25 protein-coding genes, 1 tRNA gene and 2 pseudogenes are annotated in these 23165 nt (G+C 70.6%); 17 read left to right on the top strand and 11 right to left on the bottom strand.

Going from position 1 to position 23165, the window contains the following annotated elements; all coding sequences use genetic code 11:
- Nucleotides 1-112: 112 nt before the first annotated feature.
- Entirely contained in the window at nucleotides 113-691 is a 579-nt protein-coding gene (locus tag ACZ7L7_RS32525; RefSeq protein ID WP_285516170.1) for an HhH-GPD-type base excision DNA repair protein, read from the top strand.
- 175 nt (nucleotides 692-866) lie between these two features.
- A complete protein-coding gene (locus ACZ7L7_RS32530) occupies nucleotides 867-1163 on the top strand; it encodes a hypothetical protein (protein ID WP_472077786.1) in 297 nt (98 codons plus the stop codon).
- Nucleotides 1164-1196: 33 nt separating this feature from the next.
- On the opposite strand, the gene ACZ7L7_RS32535 is transcribed toward ACZ7L7_RS32530, so the two are convergent.
- Nucleotides 1197-2795: a helicase HerA-like domain-containing protein gene (locus tag ACZ7L7_RS32535; protein ID WP_471432369.1), complete on the bottom strand. Its 1599-nt coding sequence runs from the start codon at nucleotides 2793-2795 to the stop codon at nucleotides 1197-1199.
- Between the two features lie 104 nt (nucleotides 2796-2899).
- Here ACZ7L7_RS32535 and ACZ7L7_RS32540 point away from each other — a divergent pair, with 104 nt between their 5' ends.
- Entirely contained in the window at nucleotides 2900-3196 is a 297-nt protein-coding gene (locus ACZ7L7_RS32540; protein WP_003999914.1) for a type II toxin-antitoxin system VapB family antitoxin, read from the top strand.
- A 137-nt stretch (nucleotides 3197-3333) separates the two neighbouring features.
- Nucleotides 3334-3954, top strand: a complete 621-nt coding sequence (locus tag ACZ7L7_RS32545) for a LytR C-terminal domain-containing protein (RefSeq protein WP_471432371.1) — start codon at nucleotides 3334-3336, stop codon at nucleotides 3952-3954.
- A 125-nt stretch (nucleotides 3955-4079) separates the two neighbouring features.
- Here ACZ7L7_RS32545 and upp read toward each other — a convergent pair whose 3' ends face one another.
- The gene (gene upp, locus ACZ7L7_RS32550) at nucleotides 4080-4715 is read right to left on the bottom strand and encodes a uracil phosphoribosyltransferase (protein ID WP_186282696.1); all 636 of its coding nucleotides are present in this window, start codon (nucleotides 4713-4715) and stop codon (nucleotides 4080-4082) included.
- Between the two features lie 93 nt (nucleotides 4716-4808).
- Here upp and ACZ7L7_RS32555 point away from each other — a divergent pair, with 93 nt between their 5' ends.
- The 10 genes from ACZ7L7_RS32555 (at nucleotide 4809) to ACZ7L7_RS32600 (ending at nucleotide 10579) form a co-directional block, all read left to right on the top strand.
- A complete protein-coding gene (locus ACZ7L7_RS32555) occupies nucleotides 4809-4994 on the top strand; it encodes a hypothetical protein (RefSeq protein WP_285516506.1) in 186 nt (61 codons plus the stop codon).
- A gap of 242 nt (nucleotides 4995-5236) precedes the next feature.
- Nucleotides 5237-5764, top strand: coding sequence for a tRNA adenosine deaminase-associated protein (locus ACZ7L7_RS32560; protein WP_285516512.1), 528 nt, complete (start codon nucleotides 5237-5239; stop codon nucleotides 5762-5764).
- A gap of 56 nt (nucleotides 5765-5820) precedes the next feature.
- Nucleotides 5821-6252 carry a tRNA adenosine(34) deaminase TadA gene (gene tadA / locus ACZ7L7_RS32565; protein WP_472077787.1) on the top strand — a complete coding sequence of 144 codons (432 nt, stop codon included), beginning with the start codon at nucleotides 5821-5823 and terminating at the stop codon, nucleotides 6250-6252.
- Nucleotides 6253-6297: 45 nt separating this feature from the next.
- A tRNA-Ser gene (locus ACZ7L7_RS32570) sits at nucleotides 6298-6382 on the top strand.
- A gap of 133 nt (nucleotides 6383-6515) precedes the next feature.
- Nucleotides 6516-6695, top strand: a complete 180-nt coding sequence (locus ACZ7L7_RS32575; RefSeq protein ID WP_093721081.1) for a hypothetical protein — start codon at nucleotides 6516-6518, stop codon at nucleotides 6693-6695.
- Nucleotides 6692-6985 (top strand): Dabb family protein, encoded by a 294-nt coding sequence (locus ACZ7L7_RS32580; protein WP_285516491.1) that lies wholly within the window; start codon nucleotides 6692-6694, stop codon nucleotides 6983-6985. Before ACZ7L7_RS32575 ends, ACZ7L7_RS32580 begins: the two co-directional genes overlap by 4 nt.
- 167 nt (nucleotides 6986-7152) lie before the next feature.
- Nucleotides 7153-8067 (top strand): RNA polymerase sigma factor SigF, encoded by a 915-nt coding sequence (locus tag ACZ7L7_RS32585; RefSeq protein WP_471593310.1) that lies wholly within the window; start codon nucleotides 7153-7155, stop codon nucleotides 8065-8067.
- A 311-nt stretch (nucleotides 8068-8378) separates the two neighbouring features.
- Complete coding sequence (locus ACZ7L7_RS32590) at nucleotides 8379-9272, top strand: RNA polymerase sigma factor SigF (protein ID WP_285516489.1); 894 nt, start codon at nucleotides 8379-8381, stop codon at nucleotides 9270-9272.
- A gap of 336 nt (nucleotides 9273-9608) precedes the next feature.
- Complete coding sequence (locus ACZ7L7_RS32595) at nucleotides 9609-10082, top strand: hypothetical protein (RefSeq protein WP_472077788.1); 474 nt, start codon at nucleotides 9609-9611, stop codon at nucleotides 10080-10082.
- Nucleotides 10083-10186: 104 nt separating this feature from the next.
- A complete protein-coding gene (locus ACZ7L7_RS32600) occupies nucleotides 10187-10579 on the top strand; it encodes a hypothetical protein (RefSeq protein ID WP_472077789.1) in 393 nt (130 codons plus the stop codon).
- Here the strand turns inward: ACZ7L7_RS32600 and ACZ7L7_RS32605 are convergent.
- From ACZ7L7_RS32605 to ACZ7L7_RS32625, 5 genes are all read right to left on the bottom strand, one after another.
- A complete protein-coding gene (locus tag ACZ7L7_RS32605) occupies nucleotides 10558-11016 on the bottom strand; it encodes a hypothetical protein (protein WP_472077790.1) in 459 nt (152 codons plus the stop codon). The two genes, ACZ7L7_RS32600 and ACZ7L7_RS32605, sit on opposite strands and share 22 nt — an antisense overlap.
- 257 nt (nucleotides 11017-11273) lie before the next feature.
- Complete coding sequence (locus tag ACZ7L7_RS32610) at nucleotides 11274-11456, bottom strand: hypothetical protein (RefSeq protein WP_472077791.1); 183 nt, start codon at nucleotides 11454-11456, stop codon at nucleotides 11274-11276.
- The gene (locus ACZ7L7_RS32615) at nucleotides 11453-11728 is read right to left on the bottom strand and encodes a hypothetical protein (protein ID WP_352230237.1); all 276 of its coding nucleotides are present in this window, start codon (nucleotides 11726-11728) and stop codon (nucleotides 11453-11455) included. Before ACZ7L7_RS32615 ends, ACZ7L7_RS32610 begins: the two co-directional genes overlap by 4 nt.
- 125 nt (nucleotides 11729-11853) lie before the next feature.
- A complete protein-coding gene (locus ACZ7L7_RS32620) occupies nucleotides 11854-13107 on the bottom strand; it encodes a helix-turn-helix domain-containing protein (protein WP_285516484.1) in 1254 nt (417 codons plus the stop codon).
- Between the two features lie 1054 nt (nucleotides 13108-14161).
- Complete coding sequence (locus ACZ7L7_RS32625; RefSeq protein WP_285516483.1) at nucleotides 14162-14356, bottom strand: hypothetical protein; 195 nt, start codon at nucleotides 14354-14356, stop codon at nucleotides 14162-14164.
- Between the two features lie 215 nt (nucleotides 14357-14571).
- Here ACZ7L7_RS32625 and ACZ7L7_RS32630 point away from each other — a divergent pair, with 215 nt between their 5' ends.
- The 3 genes and pseudogenes from ACZ7L7_RS32630 (at nucleotide 14572) to ACZ7L7_RS32640 (ending at nucleotide 17201) form a co-directional block, all read left to right on the top strand.
- A complete protein-coding gene (locus ACZ7L7_RS32630) occupies nucleotides 14572-15051 on the top strand; it encodes a MarR family winged helix-turn-helix transcriptional regulator (RefSeq protein WP_471432355.1) in 480 nt (159 codons plus the stop codon).
- Nucleotides 15052-15172: 121 nt separating this feature from the next.
- Nucleotides 15173-16697, top strand: a pseudogene (locus ACZ7L7_RS32635) (MDR family MFS transporter); the annotation flags it as partial.
- Nucleotides 16698-16730: 33 nt separating this feature from the next.
- Nucleotides 16731-17201 carry a PPOX class F420-dependent oxidoreductase gene (locus tag ACZ7L7_RS32640; RefSeq protein WP_285516480.1) on the top strand — a complete coding sequence of 157 codons (471 nt, stop codon included), beginning with the start codon at nucleotides 16731-16733 and terminating at the stop codon, nucleotides 17199-17201.
- Between the two features lie 33 nt (nucleotides 17202-17234).
- On the opposite strand, the gene ACZ7L7_RS32645 is transcribed toward ACZ7L7_RS32640, so the two are convergent.
- The 4 genes and pseudogenes from ACZ7L7_RS32645 to ACZ7L7_RS32660 all read right to left on the bottom strand — a co-directional run bounded on the left by ACZ7L7_RS32645 (nucleotide 17235) and on the right by ACZ7L7_RS32660 (nucleotide 23157).
- Nucleotides 17235-17996: a TetR/AcrR family transcriptional regulator gene (locus ACZ7L7_RS32645; RefSeq protein WP_471432353.1), complete on the bottom strand. Its 762-nt coding sequence runs from the start codon at nucleotides 17994-17996 to the stop codon at nucleotides 17235-17237.
- A 118-nt stretch (nucleotides 17997-18114) separates the two neighbouring features.
- A pseudogene (locus tag ACZ7L7_RS32650) lies at nucleotides 18115-19657 on the bottom strand (MFS transporter).
- A 42-nt stretch (nucleotides 19658-19699) separates the two neighbouring features.
- Nucleotides 19700-21862, bottom strand: coding sequence for an ArnT family glycosyltransferase (locus tag ACZ7L7_RS32655; protein WP_472077792.1), 2163 nt, complete (start codon nucleotides 21860-21862; stop codon nucleotides 19700-19702).
- On the bottom strand, nucleotides 21859-23157 hold the full coding sequence (locus tag ACZ7L7_RS32660; RefSeq protein WP_472077793.1) for a bifunctional glycosyltransferase family 2/GtrA family protein: 1299 nt from the start codon (nucleotides 23155-23157) through the stop codon (nucleotides 21859-21861). Before ACZ7L7_RS32660 ends, ACZ7L7_RS32655 begins: the two co-directional genes overlap by 4 nt.
- Nucleotides 23158-23165 lie beyond the last annotated feature (8 nt).

Here is a 23165-nt window from a genome sequence, read left to right on the forward strand (position 1 = left end):
CGGCCCGAGCCGATCCGGGACGCACGAGTGTGCTGACGCGCGACCCGAGCCGATCCGGGACGCACGAGTGTGCTGACGCGCGACCCGAGCCCGTACGCGGGATCATCGACCCATGGACGTCACCCTTCACCTCGCCCAGGAGCCCGAGGCCGACGAACTGCTCGGGCGCAGTCCGCTCGCCGCGCTGGTCGGGATGCTGCTGGACCAGCAGGTTCCGATGGAGTGGGCGTTCAAGGGTCCCCGGACGATCGCGGACCGGCTCGGCGCGGAGGATCTGGACGCGCACGAGATCGCCGCGCAGGACCCGGAGGCCTTCGCGGCCCTGCTGTCGGACAAACCGGCGGTGCACCGCTACCCGGGGTCCATGGCCAAGCGCATTCAGCAGCTGTGCCAGTACCTGGTCGAGCACTACGACGGCAACGCCGAGCTGGTCTGGAAAGGCGTGGCGGACGGCAGGGAACTGCTCCGTCGCCTGGAGGAACTCCCCGGCTTCGGCAAGCAGAAGGCCCAGATCTTCCTCGCGCTGCTGGGCAAGCAGCTCGGCGTGACCCCGAAGGGGTGGCGGGAAGCGGCGGGCGGGTACGGCGAGGCCGGGTCGTACCGGTCGGTCGCGGACATCACCGGGCCCGAGTCACTGGGGAAGGTGCGGGCGTACAAGCAGGAGATGAAGGCGAAGCGCTCCGCCAAGTAGAGCGGGGGCTTGGTGGTCGGGTGCGGGTCGGTGCGGGCATGCGCGCGTAGTTCCCCGCGCGCCCCTCGGGTACGTTCACTCGGCGTTCGACGAGCAGTGCCCCGCGACCTGGGCGGGTCGGCCCGGCCTGAGTCGGGCAGTTCCCCCACGCCCCATATATCTGCACTCCCAGAGCGTGGAAAGGACGGCTCCCCGCAGCACGAACTTCCGGACCATCGCGCTCGAAACCACGAAGACCTTCGACTGCTGGAAGCTCATCGAATACGGCCTCACGGACCCGTGGAACGGCATCAGCTCCTACCGGAACAACCTCCCGTTCAAGGCCGTGCTCTGGGAGAACTCGGGCTCGCTCTGGCTACAAGCCGCGACGATCAAGTCGGGCCACTTTTCCAGCAACTCGACCGGGCACTACGGGTTCACGGAATCGGAGTTCATCTGCACCGGGGGCGCCGACCCGCGCGACTTCTTCTAGGCGAAGCCGCAGAACCTTCCGGCGGAGGCGGGTCTACCGCCTCCGCCGGGCCGTGCCGAAGACCGAGCGCGTGATCTCGCGGCCGATCTGGGTGCCGATGGAGCGGGCCAGGGACTTGAACATGCCGCTGCCCGCGACCTGCTCCACCATCGAGCGGTCCTCCTTCTGCTTCGGGCGGCGCTGCTCGGCCTTCTTCGGCTCCGGTCGGACCTCGTCCGGGCCCTTGCCCGCCTGCGGGCGCTGGAGTTTCTCGTACGCCGACTCCCTGTCCACAGCCTGTGCGTAACGGTCGTACAGGGGCGACGACGTCACCGCCTGCTGGAGGGCCGTCGCCTCGACGGGGGCCATCAGGGACTCAGGGGCCCGTAGGCGGGTGGCCGCCACCGGGGTCGGGGCGCCCTTCTCGCTCAGGACCGTGACCACGGCCTCGCCGGTGCCGAGGCCGGTCAGGAGTTCCTCCAGGTCGTAGCCGGAGTTGGGGAAGGTCTTCACCGTGGCCTTCAGGGCCTTCTGGTCGTCCGGGGTGAAGGCACGCAGGGCGTGCTGGATCCGGTTGCCGAGCTGGGCGAGGACGTCGGCGGGTACGTCCTTCGGGGTCTGTGTGACGAAGAAGACGCCGACCCCTTTCGAGCGAATGAGGCGCACGGTCTGGGTGATGGAGTCCAGGAACGCCTTGGACGCGTCGTGGAAGAGCAGGTGCGCCTCGTCGAAGAAGAAGACCAGCTTCGGCTTGTCGGCGTCGCCGACCTCGGGCAGGTCGTGGAAGAGATCCGCGAGCAGCCACATCAGGAACGTCGAGAACAGCTGGGGTTTGTCCTGGACCGCGGCCAGCTCCAGGACCGAGACCACGCCCCGCCCGTCCTGCGCCGTCCGCAGGAACTCCGCCGTGTCGAACTCCGGCTCGCCGAAGAAGTCGCCCATGCCCTGCGCCTCGAAGGCCGTGAGGGAGCGCAGGATGACGCCGGCCGTCGCCGTGGACAGGCCGCCGATGTTCTTCAGTTCCGCCTTGCCCTCGTCGGAGGTGAGGAAGGCGACCACCGCGCGCAGGTCCTTGAGGTCGACCAGCTCCAGGCCCTTGGTGTCGGCGTAGTGGAAGATCAGGCCGAGGGACTGCTCCTGGGTCTGGTTGAGCTGGAGGACCTTGGCCAGCAGCACCGGGCCGAAGCTGGTGATCGTGGCGCGGACCGGGATGCCGTGGCCGAGTCCGCCCAGGGCGTAGAACTCCGCGGGGAAGCCGGTCGGCGTCCACTCCTGGTGGACCTCGGCGGCACGCGCGGAGATCTTCTCGCCCGGCTTTCCCGGCGCCGAGATCCCGGAGAGGTCGCCCTTGATGTCGGCGAGGAACACCGGCACGCCCTGCGCCGAGAGCTGTTCGGCGATCAGCTGGAGCGTCTTGGTCTTGCCGGTGCCGGTGGCGCCCGCCACCAGGCCGTGCCGGTTGAGCATCGGCAGCGGTACCCGGATCTGGGCGTCGGCCAGGCACTTCCCGTCCCACATCAGGGCGCCGAGGTCCAGCGCGGGGCCGGTGAAGGCGTATCCGGAGGCGATCTCCAGGGCGGGCGCGGGGAGGGCCGGAGCGCTGCCGGGCTTCTCCGGAGCGGCGGCCGAGGGCATGGTTTCGCGGTCACTCATCTCAGGCACCTGTTCCGATTCGACCCGGTATGCAGACGTTTTTCCAGCGTCGCACTCCGGCGCCATGGCTGCGCCCGGAACGTCAGGACCGGTAGGCTTTCCGTGTGATCTTCAAGCGCATCGGAAACGGCCGGCCGTACCCCGACCACGGCCGGGAGAGCACCCGGCAGTGGGCGGACGTCGCACCGCGCCCGGTCCGCCTCGATCAGCTCGTGACGACCAAGGGGCAGCTCGACCTGGAAACCCTCCTCGCCGAGGACTCCACGTTCTACGGCGACCTCTTCGCCCACGTGGTGAAGTGGCAGGGCGATCTGTACCTGGAGGACGGTCTGCACCGGGCGGTCCGCGCGGCGCTCCAGCAGCGCCAGGTGCTGCACGCCCGCGTGCTGGAGCTGGACTAGAACCGGCTCGTCAGGTGCTCTCCCGGTGAAGGTTTGGCCCTTTCGGGTTCTCCTGGCCGGTATCTAATGATCATCTAGTAGGCATCATCGCCACGGCGCACTACGCTGCGCCCATGAGCATGCTGACTCCCCCCGGCATGGGCGGCCAGTACCGGATCACGGGGGACAAATACCCGCGGATGCGCCGGCCCCGGCGGCGCGGCAGGCTCGTGCTGATGACGGTGGCCTCCGTGACCGTGCTCGGCGTGCTCGGCTGGGGCACGCTCCAGCTCATCGACGTCTTCACGGGCGACAGCGGCAAGGCCTCGGCGGCCGGTCCCAAGGCGGACTGCGGGACCAAGGTCAGCGCCTCGCCCACGGTGCGCGCCGCCGCCCTGCCCGAGCCCGGCCGGATCACCGTCAACGTCCTGAACGCCACGCCCGTCAGCGGCCTCGCCAAGAAGACCGCCGACGAGCTGAAGAAGCGCGGCTTCAAGATCGGCGAGGTGGGCAACGCCACCAAGGAGTACGACAAGAAGGTCAAGGGCACCGGCGTGCTGCTGGGCCCGCCCGCGGCCCTCGACACCTCGCTGCCGGTGCTGGCCACCCAGCTCACCGGCGCCGAGCGCCGTACCGACCCCGGCCGCAAGGGCAAGGAGGTCGACCTGATCATCGGCAGCGCCTTCAAGAAGCTCACGACGAAGGCGGACGCCGACAAGGCCCTGACCGCACTGGCCAGGCCCGAGCCGACGCCCGCCGCGTCGAAGAAGTCCTGCTGAAGTTCTGCTGAGGCCTTATTGGGGCCTCGCCGAGGGCCTGCCGAGGCCTTATTGGGGTCTCGCCGAGGGCCTGCCGAGGCCTTATTGGGGTCTCGCCGAAAGCATGCCGGAACCTGCCGGGAGGCTTACTCCGCCGCCCCGTACATCCGGTCACCCGCGTCGCCGAGGCCCGGCACGATGTAGCCGTGCTCGTTGAGCCGCTCGTCCACCGAGGCCGTGACCACGGTGACCGGCGTGCCCGCCAGCTCCCGCTCCATGACCTCCACGCCCTCGGGCGCGGCGAGCAGCACCACGGCCGTCACGTCGTCCGCGCCGCGCTTGATCAGCTCCTGGATGGCCGCGACCAGGGTGCCGCCGGTGGCCAGCATCGGGTCCAGGACGTAGACCTGGCGGCCGGAGAGGTCCTCCGGCATCCGCGTGGCGTAGGTGGATGCCTGGAGCGTCTCCTCGTTGCGGATCATGCCCATGAAGCCGACCTCGGCTGTGGGCAGCAGCCGGACCATGCCCTCCAGCATCCCGAGCCCGGCCCGCAGGATCGGCACGACCAGCGGGCGGGGGTGGGACAGCTTGACGCCGGTGGTCCGCTCGACCGGGGTCTGGATGTCGACCTGTTCGGTGCGCACGTCCCGTGTGGCCTCGTAGGCGAGCAGGGTGACCAGCTCGTCGGCCAGCCGCCGGAACGTCGCGGAGTCGGTGCGCTGGTCGCGCAGCGTGGTGAGCTTGTGGGCGACCAGCGGGTGGTCGACGACGTGGAGACGCATGTCCCTAACAGTAACCGTGCCGGGACACACCTCGCGCTGGCATCAAACCGCCCATCAGGGGGAAAGTGGGAGGGACGTACTGGGGGTGTGCATATGCCTGACAGTGAGTTCCGGGAGGACCCCGCGCCGCAGGAGACCGACGCGGAACGCCGACGCCGACGCGCCCTGTTCCTGCGGGAACTGGCCGAGGCCAGGGAGCTGCGCGAACGGGTGCAGCCCCGGCGCGCCAAGGCCGCGCGGCTGCGCCACGCCATGCGGATGCGCACGTTTCGCTGGTAGGGCATCCGGCCCCGCTCCGCCCGCAGTTGGGCCGCCTGGTGCGTGGACGGCGGCGCGGGCCGCGTACGATCCCGCTGGTGGACGATCAAAACGGGCGGACACAGGGAGCCGAAGACGTCCCCTGAACGCCTTGTTTCTGCCACGATTCCGAGTGGGTGGGGCTCGGAGCCCGCTCCTCCCGCCCGCAACCTCCGCCGGGGGGACCCCCAACCGGCACGCCTATGACCAGTGGGAGAGTCACGGTGTACTTCGCCGCACTGCTCGCGCGCACCGAAGACGGGTGGGAAGCGAGCGACACAGAGCTCGACGATGTGGAGACCCTGTCGGATCTGGCCGACCTGGCCCGTGAAGCCTCCCCCGAGGACGACACGGTGCTGGTGCTGATCGAGCAGGAGGACGCCTGGTTCGGCGTCGTCCGGATCGACGGCGAGGACGACCCTCGTATCTACGTCTCGGACGCCGCCGCCGCTGCCCGCAGCAGTTACGGCGAGATCCTGCTCACCGACGAGCTGCTCGGGAGGGAGCCCGGCGACGACGGCGCCGACCTGGACTCCCTCGACCTCGACGGTACGGAGGAGCCGGACGGCGACTCCGACGACGAGGACGGCCCCGCCTCCGAGGCGGTCCCGCACGCTCCGGTCGGTGACAGCGAGATCCTCGACGACCTGGGCGTCAGCGAGAAGGAGCTGAAGGCCCTGGACGCCGATGACGCGCTGGGGGCCATCGCCGAGGCCCTGGGCGCCGCGGAGGTCCTGGAGACCGTCCGCTGACCCCGACCGACCCGGCGGGTCCTTTCGACCCGGTACGCGACCGCTGGCGGGCCGCCATGCGCCTCGCCCTGGACCAGGCCGCCCTGGCCGGCCGGGGCGGGGACGTGCCCGTCGGCGCCGTCGTGCTGTCCGCGGACGGTACGACGGTGCTCGGGGCCGGTCACAACGAGCGCGAGGCGACCGGCGACCCGACCGCGCACGCGGAGGTGCTGGCGATCCGCCGGGCCGCCGCGAAGCTCGGCGAGTGGCGGCTGACGGGCTGCACGCTGGTCGTCACGCTGGAGCCGTGCACCATGTGCGCGGGCGCGCTGGTGCAGTCCCGGGTGGACCGGGTCGTCTACGGCGCCCGCGACGACAAGGCCGGTGCGGCCGGCTCCCTGTGGGACGTGATCCGCGACCGCCGCCTCAACCACCGCCCCGAGGTCATCGAAGGCGTCCTCGCCGACGAGTGCGCCGCCCTGCTCACGGACTTCTTCCGGAACCGATGAATACCGATTTCTGAGCACGGCCCCCCGTGCTGTAAGGTCTCCCTCGGTAGCGTGTCCGAGCGGCCGAAGGAGCTCGCCTCGAAAGCGAGTGTGGCGCAAGTCACCGAGGGTTCAAATCCCTCCGCTACCGCTTGTGAAGGGCCCCGTCGTAAGACGGGGCCCTTCGTGCTTGCGGGGGTTGATCGTTCGGGGAGGGTTGGCGGTTACACTCACCGCCGTCAACAGGGGGCCCGATTTGGGCGACAAGGGGCAGGGAGGCCGCGGTGGCGGTGAATTCGAAGAAGCTCGCCGTCTATGTGCTCGTGGTCTTCGTGCTCTATGTGATCATCACGGACCCGGCCAAGGCCGCCGACTATGTCCAGATAGGGTTCGAGGGCATATCGGACGCCGCCAAGGCGCTCGGCGACTTCGCGACGTGGATCGCCAACGGAGGAGACTCATGATCCGCCACCTCGTCCTGTTCAAGCTCAACGAGGGCGTCAAGCGCGACGACCCCCGCGTCGTGGCGGGCGAGGAGGCGTTCCGGGCGCTGCCGGGGAAGATCTCCGAGATCCGTTTCTGGGAGCTGGGCTGGAACCTCAGCGACCGCCCCATCGCCTACGACTTCGCGATCAACTCCGGCTTCGACGACGTGGACGCGCTGCGCCGGTACGTCGAGCACCCCGAGCACCAGGCGGGCGTGGCCCTGTGGAAGGAGTTCGCGACCTGGGTGATCGCGGACTACGAGTACTGAGCCGCCGTATCGCAGTCGGTCCTCAAGCCCTCCGCCGTTGCGGCGGAGGGCTTTTGCATGCCTTCGCACATGTTTGCTCATAGTCATCCCTCAACACGGTGTTATGCGGTGCTTGCACACAGTGCACATGTCTTGTGATGCTATGACCGCTTTTGACGGATGAGTTGATGGATCAAGAGGTGGAGTTGACCGTGCCGGCCAGTACTGCGCCTCTTCAGGAAGCAACCCCGGAAGCGATCACGGAAGCGATCACAGAAGCAATCCCGGAAGCGACCTCTGAAGCCGCCCCGCCCTCACCCCCCGAGCCCGCCCCGCGCAGTCGCGGTGCCGACACCCGCGCGCTCACCCAGGTGCTGTTCGCCCAGCTCAAACAGCTCCGGCCGGGTACGCCGGAGCACAACCGGGTGCGCGGGGCGCTGATCGAGGCGAATCTCCCGCTCGTGCGCTACGCGGCCGCCCGTTTCCGCTCCCGCAACGAGCCGATGGAGGACGTGGTCCAGGTCGGCACCATCGGTCTGATCAACGCCATCGACCGCTTCGACCCCGACCGCGGGGTGCAGTTCCCGACCTTCGCGATGCCCACGGTCGTCGGCGAGATCAAGCGGTACTTCCGGGACAACGTCCGCACCGTCCACGTACCGCGCCGGCTGCACGAGCTGTGGGTGCAGGTCAACAGCGCGACGGAGGACCTGACCACGGCCTTCGGGCGCTCCCCCAGCACCGCCGAGATCGCCGAGCGGCTGCGCATCAGCGAGGACGAGGTGCTGTCCTGCATCGAGGCGGGACGGTCGTACCACGCCACCTCGCTGGAGGCGGCCCAGGAGGGCGACGGGCTGCCCGGACTGCTGGACCGGCTCGGCTACGAGGACCCCGCGCTGGACGGCGTGGAGCACCGCGACCTGGTCCGGCATCTGCTGGTCCAACTCCCCGAGCGGGAACAGCGAATTCTGCTGCTGCGCTACTACAGCAACCTCACCCAGTCGCAGATCAGCGCCGAACTCGGCGTCTCCCAGATGCATGTATCGCGGCTACTCGCGCGTAGCTTCCAGCGGTTGCGGTCGGCGAACCGGATCGACGCCTGAGGGAGACGACGGGGAGACCCCGGGGAGACTCCCCGGAGTCCCACTCGAAAGACTGAGCGGTCTATCACCTGGGAGGGTGAATCGCTCACCTGCGCCGTTGCCGACATTTTCCTGTCGAAATAGCGTCAGACCCCTTGTTTCCAGGGCGGATTCGCGTCTTACATGTCGACATGTCACTACAGCGTGTTGCCGACATGTGACATTCTTCCGGAAGCGCGTTTGCCGTGGCTTCGGCTCCGGTATTCAGGTGAAGGCTGCGTTCTCCAGTGGGAGCGTTCGCCGCGACCGTCCCGCGACCCAAAGGGGGTGGCATGTCCGCAGACCAGGGCAGCTCGAAGGTGCTCACGCTCACCAAGAGCGAGGCTGCGCCCGCGCTCGACGACGACGTAACGGCCCTTGTCGAGGCCGAGGCCGAGCAGGCCCCGGCTCTCCCCACCTCCGGGGCGATCGACACCCGCACCCTGTCCCGCTCCCTGTTCCTGCGGCTCGCCGCGCTGGACGAGAACAGCCCCGAGCGTGCGTACGTCCGTGACACCCTGATCGAGCTGAACCTCCCGCTCGTCAGGTACGCCGCGGCCCGGTTCCGGTCCCGCAACGAGCCGATGGAGGACATCGTCCAGGTCGGCACGATCGGCCTGATCAAGGCGATCGACCGGTTCGACTGCGAACGGGGCGTGGAGTTCCCGACGTTCGCGATGCCGACCGTGGTCGGCGAGATCAAGCGGTTCTTCCGGGACACCTCGTGGTCGGTGCGCGTGCCGCGCCGGCTGCAGGAGCTGCGGCTGGCGCTGACCAAGGCCAGCGACGAGCTCTCCCAGAAGCTGGACCGCTCCCCGACGGTCACCGAACTCGCCGCGGTGCTGGGCGTGTCCGAGGAGGACGTGGTCGACGGCCTGGCGGTCGGCAACGCCTACACGGCCTCGTCCCTGGACTCCCCGGCCCCCGAGGACGACGGCGGCGAGGGCTCCCTGGCCGACCGGCTCGGCTACGAGGACACCGCGCTGGAGGGCGTGGAGTACCGCGAGTCCCTCAAGCCGCTGCTGGCCAAGCTCCCGCCGCGCGAGCGCCGGATCATCATGCTGCGGTTCTTCGCCAACATGACCCAGTCGCAGATCGGCGAGGAGGTCGGCATCTCCCAGATGCACGTCTCCCGGCTGCTGACCCGCACGCTGGCGCAGCTGCGCGAGGGCCTCATCTCCGACTGACCCCTTCCCTTCTGACGGAGCGTCAGCCACCATGGCGCGATGCTTCGGGCGACGGCATGGACACATGGCCGCCAGGGCGCCCTAATCGGCGCCTCGGCGGCCGTCGTGTGTTTGGGCGGCCTGCTGGCCGCGTGCGGGGGCTCCGGCGGCGGGGACGACGGCTATAGGGCCGTGGGAGCGCCGGGGGCCACGGCCCGTACGGCGGGGCCTACGGGGACGGTGACGCTGGTTCCGCTGGTCACGGCGGCTCCGGGCGCCCCTGCAGCGTCGAACTCGGCTTCCGGGGGCGGTACTTCGGCGGGGTCGACCGGCCGTACGAGCGGCGGCGCGAGGTCGGTGCCGTCGGGCGGGGGCGGCGCCAAGACCGGCGGCACGGGCGCGAGTTCGGCCCCTGTCGGCCGTACGACCTCCGCGGCCCCCAGCACGACCACCGCCACCCCCGGCAAGCCGTCCCCCGCCGACCTCTCCTGGTCCCAGCCGGAACGGGCGGAGGGTGAGCAGCGGTGGTGCGAGGAGGTGACCGTCCGGTTTCACAACTCCGGGGGCGCTCCCGTGCGTTCGGGCACCGTGACCCTCGGGACGCACATCATCGGGGCGCTCGGGGTCGACTGGGGGACCGTGGAGTCGCAGGAGGAGCTTCCGGCGCCGATCGGGGGCGGCGCGCGGAAGGAGCGGACCTGGACGGTGTGCGTCGACAGATTCTATGAGGGGTCTTTTCTGTTGGGCGCGCACATGGAGCACGACGTCACGGTGACGTACCTCGGAGGAGACCCGATCTTCATCTCTCACACGCGAGAGAAGAAGCGGTAACCGCCGGGGGCAGCACAGCCTCCGGATCACAGCGGCGCCGCCGGTGGAGGCAACCACCGAACGGCGCCTTGATCCAGACCCCTCGGTGACAGGGAACCAGGCCCATGCAGGACCGTACCCCCATTCAGCTACTCGCTCAGCGCCCGGCCAGCGTCCACGACACCCGCGCCGAGGCGGCCTCCAGCGCTGAAGAGCGCCTCGCGGTCGTCGAGCAGCAGTTGGCCGACGCTCTGGCGCGCGAGCAGGACGCACGGCTGATGCTGTTCCGCGCCCTGCGGCAGCTCGACACCGCGGTAAAAGGCGAACCGGCGATGCGACAGGAGCGTGTGAGGCGGGACGCGCACGCCCTGGCGGTCGCCTCGGGAATCGTGCCCGCCGACGACTACCGGCCGGAAGCCATCCAGGAGCGGCCCGCACTGCGGGTCGTCAACGGCGGCCTGTCGGCCGAGCGCGGCCGGGGTGCGCCTCGGGACCGTCACGGCCTGCACGCCGTCTGACGAGACAACCGTGCCGCCCGGCTCATCCTGCGTGAGTCCGGGCGGCGCAGTGCTGTCCCGTGGCGCGCGCCGGGCTCGGCTCGGTCGAGGGCGAGTTCGCCGCGGCGCACCTCGTCGGCAGGGTCGGGCGCGTCACGCTGCACGGCCTTGGCCTGCTGGACTGCTCGACCGGAAGAACCAACCACCCTCACGGCGCGTTCGTCGGAGCGCTGCTCGCGTCGGGCCTGCGGTTCGACCCGTTCCCCGGTCGTGCGCAGATCTGCGCACGTTTCCTCTGCTTTCCGTGACCGCGCCGCCTCGGAACCGTCATCCTTAGGCCGCCCCTTGTGCTGCGCCGCGGCGTAGTACCGCTCGTACTCCAGGGCCATCAGCGCGCGCTGCCCTGGGCTGAGCTGTCGGCGGGCCATGTTCTTCGACACGATCAGGTCGAGGATCATCGGCTCGGTGTAGCGCTTCGGCACGGCGAGGCCCCCGCCCATCTGCAAAGGGGGGTCAGACGGACGGGGGCCGGTGTGTGCGCCCGCCCGCCGGGACTCTTGCGGGAATCCCGGCGGGCAGGCTCGGCCCCTTCCCGCCGGGCTTGCGGTCCCAGCAGGAAGGGGGGTCTGTGCGGTTCGCGACCCTGACCCGGCGGTCGCCGTGGGGGTGCGTCAGTGCAGTGTCCACGCTGGCACCAGGGCGTGGACAGAGCCGGTCACGGCTGTTCTTCGTCCTCCGAGTGGCAGACGCACCCGCAGCGGCGTTGCAGCAGGATTCCGCTGCCGTGGGGCAGCGGGATGTCGTCGGTCCGGCGGCACTCCTCGTGCGCGGCGCCGTAGCCGGGCTCGCGGGCCAGCGTGCACTCCGGAGACAGAGGCGGAGCCTCGGCCGCGGTCACGGGCACTCGCCCCGCGAGCGCGCGTTGGCCACGGAGACGCCCTCACTCAGGGCCGCTCCAGCCGGGACCGGTTGCAGCCACTCAGGCCGCGCATCCCACTCGATGCCGCCCCCGATGGGGCGCAGCTGGATGTACGGGCCTACGCAGCCCGCGACCTTGCCGCACTTGTTCCTCTCGGTGTCCTCGACGGTGTCGCCGAGCCGGGGTTCGTAGGCGGCCGGCCTTTCGCCGTCCTGCTCTTCGCCGAGGGGCAAACGGTGTGTAGCGTTCACGGTGTTGGCGCTCCTTCGCAGCGTCGACCACGCCCCGGGACCGTTCGCGCGGTCGCCGGGGTCTTCGTGGTCTTCGACCGTAGGAGCGTCAAAGGAGAGGCAGGGGCACAGATTGTGCCCCTACGTCATGCGGCCAACATGCCGAGCTTCACCGCGAGTTCGGAGGCTCGACGACGCCGGGCCGGAACCTTCGCCTCGGCCTCCTCCAGCACAATGCGCTTGGCGTACCCGTTGTACTTGATCGTCTCGGGAGCGGCTTCGTGTGCCTTCTCCAGCGTGGCCAGGGCGACGTCAGGCTGTCCGTCGAGTTGGAAGCCGCGAGCCTCTTCGATGCGGTGCCGGGCCCTCCGCGGCCTTGAGGGGATGGTGACGGCGTCGGCGCGGGCGGCCTGGCGTACGGACTCGCCGCCCTGGTGCAGCTCGACGGCGACGGTGACCGCGTGCGCGCCCATGATGGCCCGGGAGAACGACGTCACCGGGTGGTAGTAGTCCTCCGGCAGCCGGTCGGCCATGGCTCGGGCCTGGTCCCAGTGCCGCCATGCCGTGCCCGTCTCCCCGCGTCGGGCTGCGGTGTAGCCGGCCTCGAAGGTGAGCGCGCCCGTGATGGCGAGGATGTCGTTCGAGGCGTCCGGCAACTGCGGTTCGAGGTACGCGAGAGTCTCGCGGTTCACCGCGTCTGCGGCGTCGAAGTGCGCCGGGCCAGCATCACGGTGTGCCTGCGCAGCAAGCCATGCGGCGACACCGATCGCATGCGGGTCCTCGGACTCCTGCGCGGCGATCAGCCCGCGCTCGGCGACGCGCCACAACAGGGCGGGATCCGGCTGGTATGCCACGAAGAACTGGCACAGGGAGTAGACCTCGGCGAGTACGGCCTGAGCTGCTCTGCGGTCCGTCCCGGTGTCGGCCTGCCGCACGGCGAGTTGAGCGTCACGGATCAGGTCCGGCAGCAGGGTGCCGATCACCTCGCGGTGATTCGGTGCGGAGTGTCGCGCCTTCCATGCCTGCGCGAGCCGCGCGTGAAGGTGAGTGGCCGGGGGCGCCTCGCGCTGCGTGGTGAGTGGGAAGGCGTCGACAGCGGTCTTGACCGCGGCGAGGCGCGGGTGGCCGGGGCCGGCGAACAGGTCGACGTGCGCAGACTGGTCGCCGGTCAGGTCCGCGAGGTCGCGGACGCGCAACAGCTCGGCGATGCGCAGGATCACTTCGAGCTTGGGCGTCTTGAGCCGCCCTGTCTCGATTCCCTTGACCCACGATCCGGACCTGCCGAGCAGCCCGCCGAGTTGCTCGCGGGTCATGCCCTTCCGGGTGCGAAGGATCTGGAGACGCTGGCCGAACACCAGCGGCTCGGCGTACGGGTCCGGGCTACCATCTGAAGGCGACACGGCCTTGCCCCTCTCTGAACAGCTCGACACTGTCAGGGTATGGGGCGAGGCCGCTTTCGCGTCAGGAGTCTTGCTGTGCGCCCGTCTCCGGGCCGTTCGGCGGCCCGCAGGCTTAACCCGCAGGCCACGTGTTCGCGCGCGAGACGGCCCCCGGCCCCCGCGCTACAGCAAGCCCTCGGGCACCGAGCAGCCGTCGGTGCCGCAGCGCGCGTGCTGCCACGTCTGATCTCCGCACGGCCGCGCCGCGGTGCGCAGTTGCTGGGCCCGCATCAAGGCACGTCCGCACCGGTAGCAGGGCGTCCCCGACTTCGGCGGAGGCAGAGCGCCGACCGCGCCCTGGCCGGAGCGGAGCCGGTTGCCCAGCTGCGCGCCGAGCCGCCGGTTGCACGACGCGTGCGGCAGCCGCGTGGCCCGCGTGCCGCCGAGGGCGCGCCTGCTCGTGGTCGGCGTCCAGGTCCTGCTCGGGGAACACCGGCTCCCCGCAAACCGCGCACGGCTCGCCCGGCATCAGCTCGGCGAGCAGGCGGGCACGCTGCTTCTGATGCTCGCCCCGGTGACCGAGCCGCGTCGTACGGCTCCCCTCGGGCGTCTTACGCGGCCGTCCCATGCCAGGAACCTCCCGAAAGAGGTGGAAAAACAACGGTAGTTGGGGGTTGGCACGAGTACGGGCCGTACGGGACGGCATTCCCGCAAGTGCAGGGCGTCGTCGTCGGGCTCGGGCAGGTGCACGCGTGCCGGTCCGTCGAGTGCAGCGGCGATGCTGTGCGCGGCGCGGTGGAGGAGTCGCGCGCGGTCTGTGCGCACGTCGTCGGCGTGCCGGCCGAGCACGCTGCGGGAGCTGTTGACCGCGGCCCGGTAGCGGTCGTAGGCCACCTCTCGTGGAGTGAAGGTGCTCACCGGACCTCCCTCGTTGCGGTCGACGCCTGGCGCGTACCGCTGGGCATGCACATCGAGACGCGGGACGTGTCCGTCCGGTGGCGCTGAGCCGCGCGGAGCGCTCCGGAACGGACCGCTTCGGCGCCTGCCACCTCGGCGCCCGCTACTGCCGCGCGGACTACTTCAGCGCGAGCCAGGCCACCGCCACGACGACCGCGATCGCGACGACGGCACCGACGATCAGGCCGATGCGGGGACCGGAGGAAGCGGCCGCCTGCTGCTGCCCCTGAGGGGCCTCGTCGACGAACGCGCGGAACATCTGCGTGCTGCCTGCGGGGTCGTAGTTGCCCTGGGGGCCCTGGGTGTTAGCCATGGCCCGAAACCCTAGCGAATCCGGGGTGCGCGCCCAAGCGCGGGGCCGGACCGGCGGCACCGGGAGCACCGGTTGCCCGCACCCGCCGCCACCTGGGTGTTTACGGTCGCAATACTTGCCTTTGCCAACTTTTGAGGCCCGGCACCCCCATTTTATTTGCCTGCAGCAACCAATGACTTTTATGGTTGCCCTAAGCAACAAAGCCGGGAGGTCCGATGGCCGAGCAGGGGCTCTACGAGGAGCTCGTGCGGCAGTTCAGCGCCTTCGGGGCCGTGAAACGGGAGCTGGGGCGGGCGCTGCCCGCGGACTGTCCGAGCGGGTCCGCGGCGGCGCTGACGCTGCTGGAACGCCACGGCGACATGCGGATGAGCAGGCTCGCGGAGCTGCTCGCCGTCGACATGTCGGTCACCAGCAGGCATGTCGCCCACCTCGCCGAGCGGGGCTGGATCGACCGCTCCCCCGACCCGTCCGACAAGCGCGGCCGCATCCTGCGCCTGACGCCCGCCGGCCGGGACCGGGTGCAGGAGCTGGCCCGGTGCACCACCCGGCTGCTGGCCGCCCGGCTGAGCGACTGGAGCGACGAGGACGTCGCCCGGCTCACCGAGCTGATGGCCCGGCTGCGCCGCTGCTTCGACGAGCAGTCCCACGCCCCCCGTACACCCGCGATCACCGCGCAGGACGCGATCACCGCGTAACAGCAGACCGCCCAAGACGCGTAACAGCAGACCGCACAAGAGAAGGAAGCCCATGGCAACGACCACACCCGACGGTGTGCGGGCTCAGGCCGAGCACGAAGGAGGCTCCGGCGACGCTCCCATGACGCACCGGCAGATCATGGAGGCGCTCTCCGGGCTGCTGCTCGGCATGTTCGCCGCCATCCTGTCCTCCACCATCGTCTCCAACGCCCTGCCCGAGATCATCACGGACCTCGGCGGCGGACAGAGCGCGTACACCTGGGTGGTGACGGCCGCGCTGCTGGCGATGACGGCGTCGACCCCGCTGTGGGGCAAGCTGGCCGACCTGGTCAGCAAGAAGGCCCTGGTCCAGATAGCCCTGGTCATCTACATCGTCGGCTCGGTGTTCGCCGGCGTCGCGCAGAACTCCGGGATGCTGATCGGCGCCCGGGTCGTACAGGGTCTCGGCGCGGGCGGTCTGACCGCGCTCGCCCAGATCATCATGGCCGCGATGATCTCCCCGCGGGAGCGCGGCCGCTACTCCGGCTACCTCGGCGCGACGTTCGCGGTCGCGACCGTCGGCGGTCCGCTGGTCGGCGGTGTCATCACCGACACCAGCTGGCTGGGCTGGCGCTGGTGCCTGTACGTGGGAATCCCGTTCGCGGTGTTCGCGCTGTTCGTCCTGCAGAAGACGCTGCACCTGCCGGAGAGCCGGCGCAAGGTCAAGGTCGACTGGGCCGGTGCCTTCTTCATCACCGCCGCCGTCAGCCTGCTGCTGATCTGGGTCACCTTCGCGGACGACAAGTACGCCTGGCTGTCCGGACAGACCTACGCCATGGTCGGCGGGGCGCTCGTGCTGACCTTGGTCTTCCTGTTCGTGGAGAGCAGGGCGGCCGAGCCGATCATCCCGCTGCGCCTGTTCCGCAACCGCACCATCACGCTGGCCTCGCTGGCATCCCTGCTGGTCGGTGTCGCGATGTTCGCGGGCACCGTGTTCTTCAGCCAGTACTTCCAGCTGGCCCGCGACATGTCGCCCACCATGTCCGGTGTCGCGACCATCCCGATGATCGCCGGTCTGTTCGTGTCGTCCACGGTCTCCGGCGCGATCATCACCCGGACCGGCAAGTGGAAGTCCTGGCTGGTCGTGGGCGGTGTGCTGGTCACGGCGGGGCTCGGCCTGCTCGGCACCATGCGCTACGACACCCCGTACTGGCACATCGCCGTCTACATGGGCCTGATGGGTCTCGGTGTCGGCATGATGATGCAGAACCTGGTGCTCTCCACGCAGAACCAGGTCGCCCCGCACGAACTCGGCGCCGCCAGCTCGGTGGTGACCTTCTTCCGGTCCCTCGGCGGAGCGATGGGCGTCTCGGCGCTCGGCTCCGTGATGACGACCCGGATCAGCCACTACGCCACCGACACCATCGGCACCCTCAGCCCCGAGGAGCAGGCCGCGGCCGGCAAGGCCATGGGCACCGGACAGCTCCCCGACATGGACGCCCTGCCCGGACCGATCCGCACCTGGCTGGAGAGCGCCTACGGACACGGCATCGCCGACATCTTCCTGTACGTCGCCCCGATCGCCTTCCTCGCCTTCCTGGTGACCCTGTTCATCAAGGAGGTCCCGCTGCGCACGACCGGCGCGCTGGCGCAGGCGCAGGCTCCGGGCGCGGAGAAGGAACCCGCCCTAGGCTGACGCCATGGCACCCAACATCGCGACCAACACCACCGTCTCCCTGGACGAGTTGCTCGACTTCGTACGGCCGCGTCACCGGGCGATCCTGCTGACGCGGCGGACGGACGGGAGCCCGCAGGGGTCGCCGCTGACGTGCGGGGTGGACGACTCGGGGCGGATCGTGGTCTCCACCTACCCCGAGCGGGCCAAGACGCGCAACGCCAAGCGGGACCCCCGGGTCAGCGTCATCGTGCTGAGCGACGACTGGAACGGTCCGTGGGTGCAGGTGGACGGCACCGCCGAGGTCATCGACACGCCGGACTCGGTGGAGCCGCTGGTGGAGTACTACCGGAACATCGCCGGGGAGCACCCGGACTGGGACGAGTACCGGGCGGCGATGGTCAAGCAGGGCAAGTCGATCATCCGGATCACACCGGAGCGGTGGGGGCCGGTGGCCACGGGCGGGTTCCCGGCGCGGCTCGTCGAGGGGGACTGAGACGCTCGTCGGGCCGCCGAGGGGGCTGTCGGGTCACTCCCGGCGGCCCCGCGCCACCATCGCCTCGATGCCGGCCACCAGCAGGTCCAGGGCGAAGACGAAGTCCCGCTCCAGCATGTCCGCCACGTTCTCCCCGCCCCGGGCCTCCATGATCTCCTTCGCCTCCTCGATCACCTGGGCCCCAACGGGGCTCTCGGTCACCGCCCGCACGGCACGCTCGTAGTAGGCGTCGGGGGTCATGCCCGTGCTGCGGGCGCGGGTGTAGAAGTGCCCCTCGACGGTGCCGAAGCCGTAGACGAACTGGAAGACGGCGGAGATCGCGCCGGTCATGCCCTCGGCGGGCAGCCCCGTCCTGCCCATGACGCGCTGCACGACCCGGGAGAAGGCCAGCGAGTTGGGGCCGATGTTGAGGTAGGTCCCGGCGAGTGGGGACATCCAGGGGTGGCGGACCAGCGTCGCGCGGTACTCGCCGGCCAGCGTGCGCAGTTGGTCGCGCCAGTCCTCGTCCGCCTCCGGGTCGGGCAGCCGCAGTTCGCCGTGGACGGAGTCCAGGGCGAGTTCGAGGAGGTCGTCCTTGGTGTCGACGTACCAGTAGACGGACATCGCGGTGACGTTCAGCTCGGCGGCCAGACGGCGCATGGAGAACTTGGCGAGGCCCTCCGCGTCCAGCAGGCGTACGGTCGCCTCGGTGATCCGCGCGCGGTCCAGCCCGGACGGCTGACCGCTCCCCTTGCCGCCCCGGCGCGTCCTGTCCTCCAGCCAGACACTGGCCCGCCGTTCGGCTGCCTTACCCATGGCGCACCTTCCTCGACTCAACCACGCGGGTCACGCTGGACGCCCCGAAGAGGGCGCGGGGAACTGCGTGACCAGCACCATGGTGCCCGCAGTCGCCCGCCCACCGTACGCCGCCCTGTCAGGCCTTCTCTGCCCTCTCCGCCCGCCGCAGCAACGCCCCGGCGACCAGTCCGCCGAGCAGGACGCCCAACGAGCCCACCAGCAGGCTCGTCTGCAGCCCGGAGGAGAACGCGTCCGTCACCCGCTGCCGCTCCTCGGCCGGCCCGGCGGCCGCCAGCGCCGCCGGCAGGGAGGCCGCGGCCACCGGAACCAGCGCCGCGAACCGCGAGTTGAGCAGCGCGCCGAGCACGGCGACCCCGAGACCGGTGCCGAACTCGGCCACGGTGCCGTTGATGCCGCCGCCGACGCCCGCCTTCTCGGGCGGGATCGCGCTCATGATGGCGTGCGACATCGCGGGGCTCGCCACGGCCGCGCCGGTGCCGATGAGGACCAGGCCCAGGAACGTACCGCCGTAGCCGCCGGAGTCGACCACCGCGATGGAGGCGAGCCCGGCCGCCATCACCGCCATGCCGAGCCCGATGGCGAGCGGGGTGCCCAGCCGGGCCGCGCACTTGGCCGCCACACCGCTGAAGTTCAGCGCCACGATCATCAGGGCCAGCGGTGCGGTCCGCAGACCGGCCTCCAGGGGCTCGTAGCCGAGCACGAACTGCATGTGCTGGGTGAGCAGGAAGAGCGAGCCGCCCATGCCGAAGGTGATCAGCACACCGCCCGAGACCGCGCCGGTGAAGCGGCGGTCGCGGAAGAAGTGCATGTCGATCATCGGGTACGGGATACGGCTCTCCCAGTACGCGAAGGCGGCCAGCACCGTGAGCGCGACGGCCGCCGTGGCCAGGACCCGGGCCGACAGCCAGCCGTGCTCCGGGCCGGAGATGATCGCGTAGACCAGGGAGGCCATGCCGATCGTGGAGAGGACGGCGCCGAGCAGGTCGGGGCGGTCGCCCTGGGGGTTCTTGGACTCCGGGACGAGCAGGACGACCGCGACCAGGGCGAGCGCGGCGACCGGGATGTTGATCAGGAAGATCGCGCCCCACCAGAAGTGGTCCAGCATGAAGCCGCCCAGGAGGGGGCCGGCGGCGAAGCCGAGGGAGTTCACGGCGGCCCAGATGCCGATCGCCCTCGGCTGCTCCTCGGGCGTGAAGATCTGGATCGCCACCGCCAGCACGGTCGTCATCAGCAGCGCGCCGCCGACGCCCATCCCGGCGCGGGCGGCAATCAACTGGCCCGTGGTGTCCGCCAGTCCGGCCACCAGCGAACCGGTGCCGAACAGGGCGAGGCCGATGGCCAGCATCTTCTTGCGGCCGATGGGGGTCCCCCCGCGCCCTTCAGGCGTGGGGGAGGTCGGCGGCGCTGCCCGCGGTGAGCAGCAGGCCCGACTGGACGAGTGAGTAGGCGTTGATCATCCACTGGATGTCGGAGGTGCTCGCGCCCAGCTCCCGGGTGAGCGAGGGGATGGCCACGTTCAGGACGGTGTTGTCCAGCACCACGGTCAGCACCGCGAGGCACAGGACGCCGAGGATCAGCCAGCGTTGCGGGTGGCCGCCCCGCGGCGGCTGGGGCTGCGGCGGGGCGGCCTGGGGGTGTTCCGGTGAGGACGTCGACATGTTGTACACCGTAGAGCGGTTCCTGTACGGCGTACAAGATGATTACCCCGACGTCAGGTCGTAGAAGGTGGTGCCGTCGACCGTCACCGCCTCGAAGTTCTCCTCGACCCACGCGCTGATCTGCGAGGATGTACCGTTGGCGGCGCCGCCCATGCCGCCGCCTGAGCCGCTCGCGATGAAGTAGTGGATCTTGCCGTCGGCCACGTACTCCTTGAACTCGGCCAGCGTCGGGGACGGGTCGGTGCCGTTGAAGCCGCCGATCGCCATCACGGGCTCGCCGGTGGAGAGCTGGTAGCTCGCGGCGTTCTGGGCGCCGATCGCGGCGGCCGCCCAGGTGTAGTCCCCGGCGTCCTTCTCCAGGAGAGCCTGCGCCTCGTCGGAGACCGAGGCGCCGTTGAGCAGGCCGCCCATGCCGCCACCGCCACCGCCGCCGGGCATTCCGCCGTCGCCGTTCTGCCGGTTCCCCTGCTGGTTGCCCGGCTGGTTCCCTTGCTGGCCCGGCATGGTCCCGCCGCCCGGGAAGCCGCCGTTGCCGCCGTTGCCGCCATTGCCACCGGTCGGCGGCTGGCCCATGCCACCGCCCTGCTGACCCTGGCCCTGGCCCTGCTGCCCCTGGCCCTGATTCCCCTGCTGCCCGGGGAAGCCCCCACCGGGACCACCCCCGCCGGGGCCCCCGCCCCCGGGGCCGCCGCCCCGTCCGCCCTGCACCGTCGGACCCGCGGTGACGATCGAGCCGGAGTGGCCCTCGTTCACCGTCGTGAGGGTGTACGCCGTCGGCCCGGCCAGTGCCGCCACGAGCCCCAGGCCCGCGACGCCGAGGGCGAGCTGACGCCCGAGTCGGCTCACGAAGACCAGCCCGAGGGCCGCCGCCAGGCCGCCCACCAGGACCAGCCACTTCAGCCAGGGCAGGTAGTCCGAGGACCGGTTGAGCAGCACGTACCCCCAGCCCGCCGTGGCCGTCATGGCGCCTGCCAGGGTGAGCGAGGCCCAGGCCTTCTCCCGCCGCTCCCACAGCAGCACCGAGCCCATGCCGACGAGCGGGGCGACGTAGGGCGCGAGGGCGACGGTGTAGTACTCGTGGAAGATGCCCTGCATGTAGCTGAAGACCAGCATGGTGACGATCAGCGAGCCGCCCCAGACGAGGAACGAGCCGCGCGTCACCGAGGTCCGCTTCGCCTTGCGGGTCGCCACCAGGGCCGCGACCAGCAGGATCAGCGCGGCCGGGATCAGCCAGGAGATCTGGCCGCCGATGTTCGAGGCGAACAGCCGGTCCCAGCCGGTCTCGCCCCAGTTGCCGCCGCCGTTTCCGCCACCGCCGCCGACGCTGCCGGTCTCCTCGCCGTTGAGGCGGCCCAGGCCGTTGTAGCCGAAGGTCAGTTCCAGGAAGGAGTTGTTCTGGGAGCCGCCGATGTAGGGGCGCGAGGAGGCGGGCCACAGTTCGACGATGGCGACCCACCAGCCGCCGCTGACCACGATCGCGGCGAGGCCCGCGGCCAGCTGTCCGATCCGCTTCTTCACGGAGACCGGCGCGCAGACGCCGTGGACGAGCGCGAGCGGGGGCAGGATCAGGAAGGCCTGGAGGGTCTTGGCGAGGAAGGCGAAGCCGATGGCCGCTCCGGCCCACAGCAGCCACTTGGTGCGGCCGTCCTCCAGGGCGCGGATGACGAAGTAGCAGGCCACCGCCATCAGCAGGGCCAGCATCGTGTCCGGGTTGTTGAACCGGAACATCAGCGCCGCGACCGGGGTGAGCGCGAGCACCGCGCCCGAGATCAGACCGGCGGCGGGGCTGAACCGGCGGCGGACGGCCGCGTACACGACGGCGACCGTGCCGACGCCCATCAGGACCTCGGGGACCATGATCGCCCAGGAGTTCAGGCCGAAGAGCCGCACCGACAGGGCCATCGGCCACAGTGAGGCCGGGGGCTTGTCGACGGTGATGGCGTTGGCCGCGTCCAGCGAGCCGAAGAAGAACGCCTTCCAGGACTCGCTGCCCGCCTGGACGGCCGCGGAGTAGAAGGAGTTGGCGTAGCCGGAGGCGCTGAGGTTGTAGAGGTAGAGGACGGCCGTGGCGAGCAGCAGGCCGAGGAAGGCGGGGCGGACCCAGCGCGGGTCGGCGGGGCGGCCGGGTGGGGCGGTGGTGTCCGGGGCCACCGGAGGGGCCGTCGGCGGCTCGGGTACCGCCGTACTCGTAGGAATGACGGTCATCGGTGGTCCCCCAGGTGCGAGTAGGTGGGCAGTGGTGCCGTGGCGGCCGGCTCCTCGCGACGGTCCGGGAAGACCCACACCCGGAACAGCAGGAAGCGCAGCACGGTCGCGGCGAGGTTGGCGGCGATCAGGACCGCCAGTTCGGTGGAGTGCGCGGGCTCGGCGCTGGCCACGTTCAGGGCGGCCAGCGAGCCGCTGGTCAGGGCCAGGCCGATGGCGAACACCACCAGCCCCTGGGCCTGGTGGCGGACGGCGCCGGCGCCGCCCCGCACGCCGAAGGTCAGGCGTCGGTTGGCGGCCGTGTTGGCGACGGCCGAGACCAGCAGGGCGAGGGCGTTGGCCACCTGCGAGCCGGTGAACTGCCGGAAGCCGGTGTAGAGCAGCAGGTAGAACAGGGTCGACAGGGCGCCGACCGCGCAGAAGCCGAGGAGCTGGCGGGCCAGTCCCTTGGGTACGTCCTTGATGCCGCGGTCGCGGGGGTCGTCGCCGAAGGGGCGGGCGAGCCGGTCCAGCGGCAGCGATCCGGTGGCCAGGGCCCTGCCGACCCGCCAGACGCCCTTGAGGTCCTCGGTGGCCGTCCGCACGATGTGCACGGTGGAGTCGGGGTCGTCGACCCAGTCGACCGGCACCTCGTGGATGCGCAGCCCGGCCCGCTCGGCGAGCACCAGCATCTCGGTGTCGAAGAACCAGCCGGTGTCCTCCACCAGCGGCAGCAGCACCTGGGCCACGTCACGCCGTATCGCCTTGAACCCGCACTGGGCGTCGGAGAACCGGGCCTGGAGCGAGCCGCGCAGGATGAGGTTGTAGGTGCGGCTGACGAACTCCCGCTTCGGGCCGCGCACCACGCGCGAGGAGCGGGCCAGCCGGGAGCCGATCGCCAGGTCGGAGTGGCCCGAGATCAGCGGGGCCACCAGCGGCAGCAGCGCGTTGAGGTCGGTGGACAGGTCCACGTCCATGTAGGCCAGGACGGGGGCGTTGGACGTGGACCAGACGGTGCGCAGGGCGCGTCCGCGGCCCTTCTGCTCCAGCCGCACGGCCCGTACCTCGGGGAGCCACTGCTCCAGCTGCCGGGACAGGTACGGGGTGGTGTCCGTGGAGGCGTTGTCCGCGATGGTGATGCGGAAGGCGTAGGGGAAGGTGCGGCTGAGGTGTTCGTGCAGTCTCAGCACGCACCGTTGGAGGTCCTTCTCCTCGTTGTAGACGGGGATCACTACGTCCAGAACAGGCGTACCGGCGTCTCCGGCCGGGAGGTGCTCCCGCGCCGGCAGGGTGCCGGGAGAAGAGTCGGTTCGCATGGGAACGA

It is taken from the genome of Streptomyces sp. NPDC110618 (assembly GCF_055657065.1).